This window comes from Nitrospira sp. CR1.1 (genome assembly GCA_014055465.1).
Classification (GTDB): Bacteria; Nitrospirota; Nitrospiria; order Nitrospirales; family Nitrospiraceae; genus Nitrospira_A.
This window is the reverse complement of sequence record WIAF01000015.1, coordinates 1-12,897: the sequence shown is the minus strand read 5'-3', so window position 1 is coordinate 12,897 and position 12,897 is coordinate 1. Positions and strand designations below refer to the sequence as shown.

At 53.6% G+C, this 12,897-nt stretch carries 15 protein-coding genes; 7 read left to right on the top strand and 8 right to left on the bottom strand.

Annotation, left to right across the window (positions count from 1 at the left end; genetic code table 11):
- Positions 1-3 precede the first annotated feature (3 nt).
- The 6 genes from GDA65_18745 to GDA65_18720 all read left to right on the top strand — a co-directional run bounded on the left by GDA65_18745 (position 4) and on the right by GDA65_18720 (position 4,704).
- Positions 4-321: a hypothetical protein gene (locus GDA65_18745; GenBank protein ID MBA5864724.1), complete on the top strand. Its 318-nt coding sequence runs from the start codon at positions 4-6 to the stop codon at positions 319-321.
- Between the two features lie 21 nt (positions 322-342).
- Positions 343-546 carry a hypothetical protein gene (locus GDA65_18740; GenBank protein ID MBA5864723.1) on the top strand — a complete coding sequence of 68 codons (204 nt, stop codon included), beginning with the start codon at positions 343-345 and terminating at the stop codon, positions 544-546.
- 11 nt (positions 547-557) lie between these two features.
- Positions 558-1,469 (top strand): hypothetical protein, encoded by a 912-nt coding sequence (locus tag GDA65_18735; GenBank protein ID MBA5864722.1) that lies wholly within the window; start codon positions 558-560, stop codon positions 1,467-1,469.
- Positions 1,470-1,527: 58 nt separating this feature from the next.
- Entirely contained in the window at positions 1,528-2,583 is a 1,056-nt protein-coding gene (locus GDA65_18730; GenBank protein ID MBA5864721.1) for a hypothetical protein, read from the top strand.
- A 223-nt stretch (positions 2,584-2,806) separates the two neighbouring features.
- Entirely contained in the window at positions 2,807-4,381 is a 1,575-nt protein-coding gene (locus GDA65_18725) for a DUF4942 domain-containing protein (GenBank protein ID MBA5864720.1), read from the top strand.
- Between the two features lie 74 nt (positions 4,382-4,455).
- Positions 4,456-4,704, top strand: a complete 249-nt coding sequence (locus GDA65_18720; protein ID MBA5864719.1) for a hypothetical protein — start codon at positions 4,456-4,458, stop codon at positions 4,702-4,704.
- Here GDA65_18720 and GDA65_18715 read toward each other — a convergent pair whose 3' ends face one another.
- Together GDA65_18715 and GDA65_18710 are read right to left on the bottom strand one after the other, a co-directional pair.
- Entirely contained in the window at positions 4,705-5,424 is a 720-nt protein-coding gene (locus tag GDA65_18715; GenBank protein ID MBA5864718.1) for a response regulator, read from the bottom strand.
- Positions 5,421-7,766 carry a PAS domain S-box protein gene (locus GDA65_18710; GenBank protein ID MBA5864717.1) on the bottom strand — a complete coding sequence of 782 codons (2,346 nt, stop codon included), beginning with the start codon at positions 7,764-7,766 and terminating at the stop codon, positions 5,421-5,423. Before GDA65_18710 ends, GDA65_18715 begins: the two co-directional genes overlap by 4 nt.
- 376 nt (positions 7,767-8,142) lie before the next feature.
- On the opposite strand from GDA65_18710, the gene GDA65_18705 reads away from it, so the two are divergent.
- Positions 8,143-8,958, top strand: a complete 816-nt coding sequence (locus GDA65_18705) for a hypothetical protein (GenBank protein MBA5864716.1) — start codon at positions 8,143-8,145, stop codon at positions 8,956-8,958.
- Between the two features lie 123 nt (positions 8,959-9,081).
- On the opposite strand, the gene GDA65_18700 is transcribed toward GDA65_18705, so the two are convergent.
- The 6 genes from GDA65_18700 to GDA65_18675 form a co-directional block, all read right to left on the bottom strand.
- Positions 9,082-9,234, bottom strand: a complete 153-nt coding sequence (locus GDA65_18700) for a hypothetical protein (GenBank protein MBA5864715.1) — start codon at positions 9,232-9,234, stop codon at positions 9,082-9,084.
- Between the two features lie 92 nt (positions 9,235-9,326).
- On the bottom strand, positions 9,327-9,683 hold the full coding sequence (locus tag GDA65_18695; protein ID MBA5864714.1) for a hypothetical protein: 357 nt from the start codon (positions 9,681-9,683) through the stop codon (positions 9,327-9,329).
- Between the two features lie 11 nt (positions 9,684-9,694).
- Entirely contained in the window at positions 9,695-10,852 is a 1,158-nt protein-coding gene (locus tag GDA65_18690) for a hypothetical protein (protein MBA5864713.1), read from the bottom strand.
- Positions 10,853-10,922: 70 nt separating this feature from the next.
- Complete coding sequence (locus tag GDA65_18685) at positions 10,923-11,183, bottom strand: hypothetical protein (GenBank protein ID MBA5864712.1); 261 nt, start codon at positions 11,181-11,183, stop codon at positions 10,923-10,925.
- A 100-nt stretch (positions 11,184-11,283) separates the two neighbouring features.
- Entirely contained in the window at positions 11,284-11,916 is a 633-nt protein-coding gene (locus GDA65_18680) for a hypothetical protein (protein MBA5864711.1), read from the bottom strand.
- A gap of 100 nt (positions 11,917-12,016) precedes the next feature.
- Positions 12,017-12,897: hypothetical protein (locus tag GDA65_18675; GenBank protein ID MBA5864710.1), on the bottom strand; the 881-nt coding region annotated here is incomplete at its 5' end.

Below are 12,897 nucleotides of genomic sequence, written 5' to 3'. Positions count from 1 at the left end.
GCCATGCCCTGCTATCTCGAACAAAGAGTCTCGGTGGAGTTGAATATGGCCGATGTCCCCCTCCTCATCTCCGCGGGATCTTCTCTCGGGTGGGAACACACCCTCAAAGACGACGTCCTGGTCTTCACCACTCCACAAAATCAGCAAGTCTCCATTTCGAAAGGAAGAGCCACCCTGGACCAGCGACACGAAGCCCTGATTCTGGAGCTCAAGCAAGCCTATGCACAAACCATCATTCAGACGGCCGCTGAACAATTCGGGTGGACGTTAGAACGCGTTGAGGGGGCAGAACAAGAATTACTGCTCACTCGTTTCTCCTAACCCGGCTGGAGTGACCTTTCCATGCAGACCGACAGCATACGCATCAAGATTGAAACAGATGGAACCATCAAACTGATTACCGACGAGATCAGCCTAGCCAACCACGCCACTGCAGAAGACGTTATACAACAGATCATCACACTCTCAGGCGGCTCACTCCAAAGCAGTCGGCGCTCAACACACAATCACCACCATCATCAGGCTGACGAACATCTTCACCACTAAGCGAGGTCATCATGCTCAATGCTCAATCGGCATTTAGTTCACTGTGGTCCAACGCATTCTGCCTCATGCTCACGTATCGCAAACTCGGCATTCACCGACGGATGGACAGCGCCTCGGTGCTCTCCATTGATACGGAACCCAGTCGTGTCCGTGTGACTAAATCTATTCTGTCCTGTCCGGAATACCTGGCCATTACGAGACTGTACTCACGCGTCCGCACCAAATTGGAGAAGTTGACTCTGCCGGCCGGCCTTCGTTCAGGCATGTACCTCATTCCTGTCTCGCTCGCCTCAGAGGTCGACGCCATTATTGCAAACGCAGAAGACGAGCTACGACAGCTCGTTGATGTCTTTCTCGCACAATACGATAAACGTATTGTGGAAGAGGAGTCTCGCCTCAAGGCGGCCTATCGCACCAGAGATTACCCCGATCCAGACACTGTGCGGGCGGCGTTCGGACTCACCTACTCCTATATTACGTTTGATCTTCCCGGCACCCTAGAGACTATCAGTGCCACGATGCTTAAACGAGAAGAACGCCGGTCAATGGAAAAGGTGAACAATATGCTCGAAGACGTAAATACCTACCTCCGAGAAGCCATGCGCTCGCTCGTTAACCACCTGGTCGATCGGTTAAGTCCGAGTGAATCTGGCAAGTCCAAGACCTTCAAGAGCAGCACGCTCACCAATCTCCTGGAATTCCTGAACACCTTCGACGCGCGCAATTTGGGTAATGATATCGAGCTCGCTCAACTCGTCACAACCGCCAAAAACGTGCTGAGTGGAGTAGACTCGCAATTGCTCCGCAGTGATCAATCGATCGCTAACGTCGTGCAAAACGGGATGGGTACGATTAAGGCCCAACTGGACTCCCTCCTCATCAAGAAGCCGATACGCCTCTACAGCTTCGACGAAGCGGCATAACCTTACGAACTAGCCCCCTCATCGCGACACACCCTCTTTCTCGGTACTGATAACGCACATGTCCATTTCTCCAGACGCCATCGCCCACGCCCGCAGTATCAACCTCATTGAGTTTCTCATCGCTCGGGGCCACAAACCGGTGTCGAGAAGGCCGCACCATGCAGATTTTCACGCCCCTTATCGTGAGGATAGAAATCCTTCGTTCTCTGTCTCGCAGCGACCGGATGGCACCTGGGTGTGGTATGACTTCGGGCGCAACGAACATGAGGGGTGCAAACAGCACGGAGACCTCATCGACCTCGTCCAACTCCTCGACCATGTGCCGTTCGCAGAAGCCCTGCACCGGATTCTGCACAACACCGTCAGGAGTATGGTGGCCCCGAGCAACCCCTCCACGGCCCCCCCAACCGACAAAGAGCGTATTGCTCACGCCAAGAAGCTCTACTATGCCGCCCAAGCCAACATGACCCCGGAACGTGAGGAAGAGCTCCGGTCGTATTTCCATAAATTGGCGCTCCCCTACAACCAGCATCTTGGCGCTGTATGGATGCGGCTAGGCGACGACGGCATCCCATACGTAGCCTTCCCGCTTCCCACACCCAACATCCATTTCATGCAAGGGCTGATGGCACGAGCCTTGGGCGAGGCCCCACCTGCCCTGATGCGGGTCGCCCGCGGCCTCAAGGGCCCCTGGATCCTTAAACGCGGGAACGCGCCAATTCTGATCACGGAAAGCATCGTGGATTGCCTTGCAGGCGATGAGCTATTCGGACCCTCGTTTACCCTCTGTGCCCTGAATGGGCTGAATACGGTTGAGCGCCTCCAGGAATATCTCAAACGGCTCCCCTCACGAATCATCTATGTCGCGTTAGATAACGACGCAAGCTGTATCGCCGTGGGAAATGCGCCTCAGAACAGCTCACGAAAGAAGGGGCCACACGTCCAGAAAGAACTGGTCTCGCTGCTGACTTACATGGGCTATCACGTTATGGAAGTGCTACTCCATCACAACGCCAACGTAAAGGATCTTCACAAGCTTTGGCTGAAGCATCCGCAGCGAGTGTCGCTGCTCGATTTGGCAAAAACGGGCCTCCACCATGCACCAGCGTGCTAGCGCAGCCGCGTCACATTCCATGGCCTCGTCCGTGACCTCTGACACCCCGTCACACTCACGGTATGACACCCACTACTACGACCACAGGAGCTGAATGACCACGGCGTGACCTACCTGGTAGACACTGTGTCGATGAAGCCCTAGATAGGGCCGCACTCCGGAATCCCCAACAGCGTCAACCTATTCAAGTCACAGTTGCCTGCGTCTGTCGAAAAGGAGCGGTATGTTCAGCGAAGATTTCTACCCCACGCCCGGGGCCGTCGCAGCGAAAATGCTTCAGAAAATTGATCGCAATGCTGTCCATTTTCTTGAGCCGAGTGCCGGCAAAGGCGATCTCGCTAAAGCCATATTGGGATTCGGTCGGACTCGGTCTCCCTACGATCACGGTTCACGCCATCGCGTCGACGTGATCGAACTCCACCCAGATCTCTTGAAGATCCTCCAAGCCCATGAGGAGCTAACCGTCGTCGGATACGATTGGTTGACCTACGACGGCGTCTCCTATTACGACGCCATTGTGATGAATCCTCCCTTCAGCAAAGGTGCCCTCCATCTTCTCCGCGCTTGGGATTTTCTGCACAACGGCGAAATCGTCTGCCTCCTGAATCAAGAGACCATCGATAATCCTTACACGGAAGACCGTCAACGGCTGGCCGCGATTATTGCTGCACATGGCTCGGTCGAACCTCTTGGCCCCTGCTTCCTCACGGCGGAACGGCCCACCGATACTCAGGTCGCCCTCGTCTACCTTAAGAAGACTACGGAAGATGATCGCATCCATCTTTGGCATTCGGCCGACCGCGAACAATCTGTTAACGATGACATCGGCACACCTGAAGCGATCCCCGCGCTTCGCGATACCCTTGGAAATATGCAGCACTACTACACACAATCCCTAGAAGAGATGTTTAAGGCCTTCGCCCACATCCGCAAAGCCAGTCTCTTTATGGGCGCACTCGGCACGGAGCTTCGCCCGAGCCGATCGACGCGAGACGAGTCCGATCTTAAAAAGATCCTTGGCTTGGCCCAAACCAACACCACCGCCGCGCGCGCCGAATTCGCACGGGCCCTTCGCCGAAGCGCCTGGATGCACGTCTTTGAACAAATGGACTTCCGGAAGTGGCTAGATACGAAACAGACAGAAGAACTCTTACAAGACCTTGAACGCGATAGCACCGTGCCCTTTACCACACAGAACATCAAAGGCACCCTCTCCAATATATTCCAACAGCGCAAACGCTTGTTTGAGAAATCGGTATGGAATGTGTTCCTCGCGCTCACACGACACTACAAGGGCAACACCACCGGAGACATCGGGAGCGGGGACGGCAAGGCGGGCTGGAAGAGCAACGACTCGTACAAGGTCAATTGCCGGCTTGTGTTTCCATACGGCTGTCGATTTTGGATCGGACGATTCGATCTCTGGTCTGCCCGTGACGCCGGCGAGATTTACTCCGATCTGGATCGCGTCCTCGCCGTGCTAGATGGACAATCATTCGAAGAGATTGTCACGGTGCGAGACGCGCTGGAACGCTCATTTCACAATCATGGGGTGCACCCCCACCCCTGTGAGAGTACCTTTTTTCGTATACGCTATTTCAAAAAGGGAACCGTGCATCTCAAATGGAAACGAGAGGACCTGCTGGCCACCTTCAACACGACCGCAGCCGCAGGACGTCAGTGGATTGGGACCACTTGCCATAGAGATCAGGACTCCCAAGCTTCATATTCTCATCTAGACAGTAACGACCCCCACAGCTGGCCATCGCCCGTACCGACATGCCAGATTTGCGCCTAGAGAGTAGTCCCAGACTCCAAGCCTAAAGGCCGATCGGCCTTGGATATGTTGCCAGCGGTCTCGTCAATAACACCATGCTTGAACAGCACAACAAGCGCTGGGCAATCAAGGGCACCACAACAAAGACACGCGTCGATCTCGAACCGATCGTCGAAGTCACAGACAGAGCAAATGAACGGGAGGAAGGAACAACGGAGAGGACAATAGAGAGGTTTACACCCGTAATCCAGGGATGGGACCTCACCCCGGGTGAGAGCTTCGGCCAGCACCTCATCATCGACTGCGAAGCGCCACCACCCAAGCCCGAAAGCAAAGCCAGGTAGTTACTTCTGAATCCAATCGGTCCCGGTCAGACCATGCTTGATCGCGAACTTGGTTAGGTCGGCATCTGTCTCAATGCCAAATTTCTCCCTGAACATTGCCTTGTGGTGTTCAACGGTCTTTCGACTCAGACCCAATTGAAACGCAGTCTCTTTGATCGTCTTGCCTGACGCCAGCAACGTCACGACTTCACGCTGCCGCTGCGACATCCCCAAGGAGGCGAGTTGATCCTCTTCGTCATCAGAACCAGGCAGAGCCCCTGTCGGACGACTACCAAGCAGGCTCGTCACATACGCGTTGCCTCTCATCACTTCATCGATCGCATGGCAGAACTCCTGAGCACTGCAACTCTTCATCAGATACCCATTCGCCCCCACAGATAACGCTCGAGTCATGTATTCAGGTTCTTTGTGCATGGTCACGACGATGATCTTAATGTCAGGCCTGATTTCTCGAACCTTCGGAACTGCATCAAGGCCAGACATATCCGGCATCGAGATATCGACAAATGCCAAATCCGCAGGAACCCGCTTCACAAGTTCGAGCAATCCACGGCCTGAAGAGGCTTGGCCCACCACGGCGAATTCATAGTCACGCTGCTTATGGTTAACTCCATGTAAAATGGTAGTCATCCCATCCGCGACCAACGCATGGTCGTCAGCAAAGACCACGCTAATCGTTTTTACCGGAGAGTTGATCGGAGAATTCACACTGGTCGTCATGCTTCACGCTCCCTATAAGGTGCCCGAGCCACTACGACAGCTCCTCGCCCTTTCCCTGACTGAACCGCCAATTCCCCTGCCACCATGTGGATGCGCTCTTCCATCGCGACAATCCCTAGTCCCTTGGTTCGACGCGATTCTGTCTCTGGACTGAACCCCATTCCATCATCTTTCACACTCAGTTGCACCCAACCCTCTTCTCGAGCCAAGGATACCATGACCTGTTGCGCACCAGCGTGTTTCTTCACGTTCATCAAGGCTTCCTGAGCAATCCGATACAGACAGGTCGCGACCTCCCGATCCAAGGCCTCAGTAAACTCCATCGATATATTACTGACGATCTTCATCCCCGACCAACTGCCATACTCCTTCAACATTTTCTTGAGCGCCACCGAGAGCCCAAGATTATCCAAGATCGATGGGTGCAACTCGTGCGCAATCGTTCGCACCCGATCACTGATTCCCCGTAGCTCGTCAGTGACATTTTTGATGACCGCCGCCTCAGGGCTCTTGTTCTCCAACAACACCAATTTCCCTTCGGCCCTCAAAATCACACTTCCCAATCGTGATCCCAGATCATCATGCAACTCCCTGGCAACCCTGCGTCGTTCGTCCTCTTGCGCGGTCAGCAACTGTGAATGGAGGGCCCTCAACGCTTCTTGGCTGCGACGCAGGGCCTCAGCTCCCTCCTGAATAACACTTTCGGCACGCTTTCGCTCTGACACGTCTCGCACGATGGCACACACATACCCTTCCCCATCATGCTCCAAGTAGCGCATCGACACTTCGATGGGAAAGACCGTTCCAGACTTTCTTCGGAATGTAGTCGCATACTGTACTACTTCGCCCTGTTTCAGCCGCGTCAGATCGTTAAGAATGTCGATTCGGCTCTGTAAAGGAGCAATATCCGGCATCGACAAATTCAAGAGTTCTTCGCGTGAATAGCCCAACAACTCGGTTGCCCGTACATTCACATACATGATGCGACGATCAGGCCCAGCCCAAAGAATGGCATCAGCCGCATGGTCCGTCGCAAACTGCGTAAACCTCAGCTTGGCTTCAGCCAACCGTCGCTCAGTCACATCGGTTAACAAACCGTGAAACAGTACTGTTCCGTCTACCGTAGGCCTCTCAGGCAGAGAATCCCCACGCAACCATTTCACGCGACCATCGGGGAGTCGTAACCTAAACTCATGCGCCCACCGCGATCCACTGCGGATTGCGTTTTCAATGGATGCCATGATCCCCGGCATATCTTCTGGTAGGACCAATTTCCAGACCGCACTATAATCTGACACAATGACGTCTGATGGATACCCCACCATATCCATGGCTCCACGACTGATATAGCTAAACCGCTGACATCCATCCCGCGTAATAACATATTGATACACCGCACCGGGCACAGCATCCGCAATCCGTCGCATCTTGAGGTCAGTCTGGTGTAACTCTTGGACATCCTCGAAATACTTCTTCTCCTGATCGACCACGAGCGACTCATTCAGCTTCAAGAGCCGGCGATAAGTCTCTTCAGCAAATGCGAATCCAACCTCTCTGGAGTACGGCTTCCCTTCACCACTCTTAGCCTTAGCACTCCAATACTGCTCGTCCCCAGTAGAACACGCCAGACAAATATTGCCTGATAACACTTGCAACAACGATCTGATCCTAGAATCGACTGTCACCCTCGAGTAGAGGAAGACACAGTAGCTCCCTCCAGAAGGCAGCAGCCCACCCAGGCAAATAACCTGTTTCACTCCGTGCCTCCGCAGAAAGTCTGCTCTGCTTTCGGCGAGGTTATAAGAGCGTGGGATCTCATGCACCAGGATTCCAAACAATTGATTGTGTGAATTAGCGACAGTAAGACTCTTCTCAAAATTATTCACCGGACTGCTCAGCCCCAAATCCTCCCACGATTGCGTGTACCACGCAGTTTCCTGGGAACTGAACTTCGTTTGAATGGGGACACAATGTAGTCCGAACGGAGGTCTGTCGATCGTCCACTCCGCAGAATCTCCGGCCACGCCCATCAATGCAAGGACTCGCGTTTGAGCGGGGGCGTGGTCCCCATCAACCGAAGACACCCATCGGTCTTGGTAGCGCGCTGGGAGATCACCAAGATTACGAGTGTGAAAGACCTCGACGAGAGACAATTGAGACTGACGACTCTCCTGGGAACAGAAAGACCGGGCCAGAGACATCGCAATGAGTTGACAGACCTCCTCGGAAGATTTTCCAACTGTCTCTAAATCTCGTACCCACGAGCCTAAACGACACGCATCACCGAGGGAGAGCTCTCGGAGATCAAACGTCGATTCTTGGCCTTTGACGCTCAACGACATACTACCCTCCAACTCCCTCTCACCAACTCACAACTCAGTAGGCCGCTCTCCGATTCACTCTGCCGTCAGAGAATCGCTCGTGGACGTCACGCCAACTCTATGCACATTACACGTATTACGACTACTCGTCCCAAGCACAGGCGGCAGTATGACAAAAACACGTTCTGTGACTCAATACCCAGCTTTCCTGCGCATGGTTTTTTCCATACACACACTCCTTTCGGTCTGATTGTTTCAAATTGGCACATGGCAACTAGTTCGGTCTCATCCACTCTGTGACGACGACGCAAACGGGTATCGCCAAGGACCATCCACTGCCATCCAGTAATACATAGCAGAAGCGGTTCACACTCGTTCACATACCCAGGAGGAAGGCATGTCACGTATTAACCGTCGCACCCACTGTTCAGTCGGCAGAATTCTCGCCAGCCTTAGTGTCGTTATCGCCACAGGATCGATCGTTGGGTGTGCTGGCCACATGACGCTAAGTCATGAGGTGAATCTCACAAGCAGTAACGCCATCTTTCTCACCCCGTCGGAAGAGAAGACAATCTATCTCCAAAATCGCAACACCAGCGACAACCCCAATATCAACTTTGCTGAACTCCCGAACAAGATCAGAGCAAAGGGATATGCAATCGTTGATAATCCCGACAAAGCTCAGTACATCCTCCAGAGCCAGGTAGTACTCTGCAATAAATTAAAGCCCGGGCAAACCGTCGATGCCTTGATCGCCGGCGGGTTCGGTGGGGCCATCGGAGTCGCAGCTGGCTCGGCCGCAGCACTCAGCGGGGCGTCGCTTAGCCAGATTCCAATTCTCGGAGCGGTAGGAGCGGTTGGGGGATTTGCCGCGAGCAAATTCTCAGAGGACTCTATCGTCGCCTGCGTGGTCGACGCGATGGTACAGGAGCGCACCAAGGAAGAAATTCAACAATCTGTCACGACCAATAGTATGCCAGGGCCAGGCACACCACAGTCACAACCTGGAGCTTTTGGCTTTCTGAATCAACAAAGTGTCTCCCCGCCTCAAGCTGGACAGGTCACCCAACAGATCAGCGAAATCCGAAAAGGCACTCGCCGCTTCCACCAAGCGAGAATCGTGGCGTCTGACCAAAAGATGTGGCTGTCCGTTCCGGAAGCCAGCAAGGTACTCAGTGACAAACTTGAGGATTCCTTAGCTGGACTTTTCTAAAGAATGACTGACCCTGATAGGGCGCGTACGTCGTGGAATCAAGAGTCACGAACAGGGTGACCATCGGGCACGATTAAAATGGTGAGCATGTGGATGAAGGCCATCATCACTAGCTGAGATTGCCTAAGAGACAAGTGCCTGAGCGTCGGGCAGCCACGTATGGCTCGCAATGATCAGCCGATCCAATTGATCATAGCCAAACGTCTGCGACCCTCGGCGATCCGTCAGACTCGTTCGATTGCCGACTGGGTTGTAGACATAGTCCGCCTTGTTGATCTGGCTGCTGGTCGCGGTGAGTTGAGCAGGATGCTGGTGACCTGTGAGGCGGGATAATAGGTGTAGCCCATATCAGGCTCGAACAGTTGCAGTTATGGAGCGCGTCTCGAATCAACAAGATGAAAGGCATCACCATGGAACAGATATCCTTTACTACTGTCAGGCAATTGGATCTCATATGCCAGAAACTCTTTCCCATAGATACGTCGCATGACTGGAACCATCTGCCCTTTCGTGAGCACAACTAGCACTTTATTGATGGGAAGTGAATCTGGCGGATGAGTATATGTCTTGGGATCAGAAAACCTGAGAGGCAACGGATGCTCTAGCACATTGACATCACCATCGATTTCGGCCAGCTCCTCACCTTGGCACCCCATGAAGACATGGAGAATCATCAGCCAGAGAACAACCGAAATGCCTCGACCGATCACCCTTTTTATCGCCATAGAATAAACCTCTATTTAGCTTGAGCAGGCTTGGCAGCCGCTCCGGGATAAAAGATCGTACCGCCTACGAGGCCAACTCCAGTCATACTTTCGTAAAGCTGTGATGGTGTTAATACTTTACCAATGTCGTAACCCATCCAATTCAGGCATCTCTGAACTGGCGCACCGCAGTTGTTCGTCAGAAAGTTATAGTCGGGTTGGTCCCGTTTGAGACATTCTTCCAGTGCTTTTTCCTGTTCGGCTGTGAGGGTCAAATCCAACCCCAGCGAACTCCGGAACGAGTTCCTTTGATTAAATACGGAAGTGGGCTCGTTCGTCATCCCATTTGGCCCGAATGAATAGGTTGTGCCATTGATGTTGGTGGACACATGGCCAAACGATGATGTGCCAATTCCAACCGGGGCCCAAATCACAATCTGTGCCTTTAACCCAAATGGATCAAAGTGCAATGTCGGATTTCCAAGGGCATACTCATAGTAGTTGTTACCTCCGACACGACCAATAGGATCACGTTGAGTGAATTTCCCAATCTGTGCATCGTAATATCTAGCCCGGTAGTAATAGAATCCGCTTTCTGAATCGTATTCCCTCCCCGTATACGTATACGGCTGATCCACCGTGCCCGGTGATTCCAGGATATTCCCGTACGCATCGTACGCATAGGCCTTGGCCACCGCGCCATTGCTATCGGTCAGCTCCGTCACCGTGCCGAGGCCATCCTGATGATAGTACAGCGTGCCGTCCGCTACCGGCGTGGTCGTGGGCACCGTCGCCGAGGCCACCACGAGCGGCGTCCCCAGGGGCGTCGTCGAGGCAAAGGTTGCACGGGCGGGGAACAGCAGGCGGCTTTCGAGCACCTGGTTCGTGGCCTGGTCGCGCGTCACCAGATAGAGTGGGGCATTGCCCCCGATGCCCCCCGTATCGATCAGGTCCACGGCGAGGGTGCCAGTGGCCGCGGCGGCCGTGACATCGATCGGCGCGATCGGCTGTTCGAGGCCGGTTGAATCAATCGGCTGCCCGATCGCCGGCGCCGGCATCCCCGAGACGAACACAAAGCCCACCGACACCTGGCCGTTCACCTTGATCCCATCATCCACCACCGGCCCCCGCAGGCCATCCGGGGTGGAAGCCAGCACAGCCGTCTGCCCGCTGCCGAGGCCCGGCACCATCGGCGTCCGGCTCAAGGGCTCGTCGATGCCAGGGCCGTGGGTATAGCGTGCTTACAGCACGTTGCTGCCATTATATTCCAGCAGAATGTCTTCGCCATCGGTAGCTATGGTTAGTATCCGCCGTGAGTTGATTCCCTGGGTTCACGACAACACCACCGGTGGTGCGATTCCCCACCGCGTCATAGGCAAACGCTTGCGAATCGAGTAGCAAGGGGTAGCTGGCTGAGGTGAGTCGGTCCAACCGGTCATAGCCAAACGTCTGCGCGCCCCGTCGATCCGTCAGACTGGTCCGATTGCCGACGGGATTATAGACATAGTCGGCCCTGTTGATCTGGCTGCTGGTGGTCGTGAGCTAATGGCTAATTGCGGTCTCCCGATTGGCGGGATCGTAGGAGGAGCCCAATTCACTATCAGACGGAGAACGCACATGGTTACCTCAAGGGTTTCGGGAAAACCAGCTTCTTTTCCTCGTGAAGAAGCCTGCTGATCATAAATTCTTTCGCATAGCGTTTCACATTACACTTAAAGCACCTCCCTAAACCTACAGAAGGGCTCGCCCATCTGCGAATGCTCGAAAAACCAGCGATCTCTAACTCTTCAGGTAAAACCTGGCGTCTCAAGTCTCTCGTTATCTTGCGCTTTACATGTGGGGAGTTAGCTAGTCGACCTGCGACTTCAAGAATATCTTTTTTGCCGTCATGCTCAACGAGCAGAGCTGCTTCAATTATTCTTCGCTTGAAGATTGGAGGCTTTTGAGAGCCGATAACATACACGGCATCAATAACGTAAGCACCCTTAGAGCTTCCCGAGAGTGCCTTCCTGATTCGAATTTCGTTCATCATCGGAAGAAGTGTCTTTTGTTTGATTCCCCATGTGCTCGTATATCCAAGTAGGGCTCCTGACTTTAATGGTCCACAGACATAATATGTATCGTAAAGCCCCAAATATTCGCAGCTCATTTTCGTATCAACAGCAATGCGATGGGACTCTCTTTTGCCTAGATTTACTGCGCGCTTCTTGAGGTCCCTAAGGGACCTCGCTGAAACAACATAATCATTCAACATCCCTAAAAGCGCACTCCTCGATCTACACTTAAAGAGAAGGGTTATTCCCGCTAGCATTGAAGTTCAGCTCCCTTAGTAATTGCCAGCAATCGTTGCACGATTATGGTCTCCGCTTATTGTCGTTGAATGGCTTCCAACCTGGTTGTTGCTTCTTCTTCTCTGTCGGTCGTCCAGGTCGAGGTTTAGTATGCTTATCGTAAGTCGATGGCCTCTTCTTTTTATGCGGACTGTACTGAAGTGGGTCAACTGGGCATGCAATCTCCGTATCGATGTCTATATAAGGGGGTAGAAGAATATCTGGTACAGTATCGTCTTCAGGAAGCAGAGTATCGGGATAGGTATCAGGAAGAGGAATTATGTCGGATCCCTCGCCAGCGGAGTCGGGAAATATAGTTACTCCAGTTATTGCACCAGCTACAGTTCCAAGACCTAGCCCGATGCCTTGTAAAGCTCCTTTCACACCAGCGCTTGTCCCCTGAGCCGCTGAACCAGCTGCAGTCCCAGGGAACACAGCTGTATTTTGCAAACCTACTGGATCGCTGAAATAGATAGGGTTGTTCGAAACATACCGGTAAAGGTTAACATCCCCTCCTCTGAAACCTATCGGATCGTTCTGCAGGAAACGCCCCGTCGCCGCATCATAATATCTAGCCCGGTAGTAGTAGAGACCCGTTTCCTGATCGAACTCCCTGCCCGTATACGTATAGGGCTGCTCCACCGTACCCGGTGACTCCAGAATATTCCCGTACGCATCATACGCATATGCTTTGGCGACGCTGCCGTTGATATCGGTGAGTTCTGTCACCGTACCGAGGCCGTCCTGGTGATAGTACAGCGTGCCATCCGCCACCGGTGTGGTCGTGGGCACCGTCGCCGAGGCCACCACGAGCGGTGTCCCCAGGGGCGTCGTCGAGGCAAACGTGGCACGGGCGGGAAAGAGCAGCCGGCTTTCGAGCACCTGGTTCGTGGCCTGGTCGCGCG

What these genes read in the sequence shown, in the direction of transcription:
- GDA65_18720 (MBA5864719.1), top strand. Translation starts at nt 4,456, where the DNA reads ATGCTTGAACAGCACAACAAGCGCTGGGCAATCAAGGGCACCACAACA.
- GDA65_18715 (MBA5864718.1), bottom strand. Translation starts at nt 5,424, where the DNA reads ATGACGACCAGTGTGAATTCTCCGATCAACTCTCCGGTAAAAACGATT.
- GDA65_18740 (MBA5864723.1), top strand. Translation starts at nt 343, where the DNA reads ATGCAGACCGACAGCATACGCATCAAGATTGAAACAGATGGAACCATC.
- GDA65_18745 (MBA5864724.1), top strand. Translation starts at nt 4, where the DNA reads ATGCCCTGCTATCTCGAACAAAGAGTCTCGGTGGAGTTGAATATGGCC.
- GDA65_18680 (MBA5864711.1), bottom strand. Translation starts at nt 11,916, where the DNA reads ATGTTGAATGATTATGTTGTTTCAGCGAGGTCCCTTAGGGACCTCAAG.
- GDA65_18705 (MBA5864716.1), top strand. Translation starts at nt 8,143, where the DNA reads ATGTCACGTATTAACCGTCGCACCCACTGTTCAGTCGGCAGAATTCTC.
- GDA65_18730 (MBA5864721.1), top strand. Translation starts at nt 1,528, where the DNA reads ATGTCCATTTCTCCAGACGCCATCGCCCACGCCCGCAGTATCAACCTC.
- GDA65_18690 (MBA5864713.1), bottom strand. Translation starts at nt 10,852, where the DNA reads ATGGTGCCGGGCCTCGGCAGCGGGCAGACGGCTGTGCTGGCTTCCACC.
- GDA65_18695 (MBA5864714.1), bottom strand. Translation starts at nt 9,683, where the DNA reads ATGGCGATAAAAAGGGTGATCGGTCGAGGCATTTCGGTTGTTCTCTGG.
- GDA65_18735 (MBA5864722.1), top strand. Translation starts at nt 558, where the DNA reads ATGCTCAATGCTCAATCGGCATTTAGTTCACTGTGGTCCAACGCATTC.
- GDA65_18725 (MBA5864720.1), top strand. Translation starts at nt 2,807, where the DNA reads ATGTTCAGCGAAGATTTCTACCCCACGCCCGGGGCCGTCGCAGCGAAA.
- GDA65_18710 (MBA5864717.1), bottom strand. Translation starts at nt 7,766, where the DNA reads ATGTCGTTGAGCGTCAAAGGCCAAGAATCGACGTTTGATCTCCGAGAG.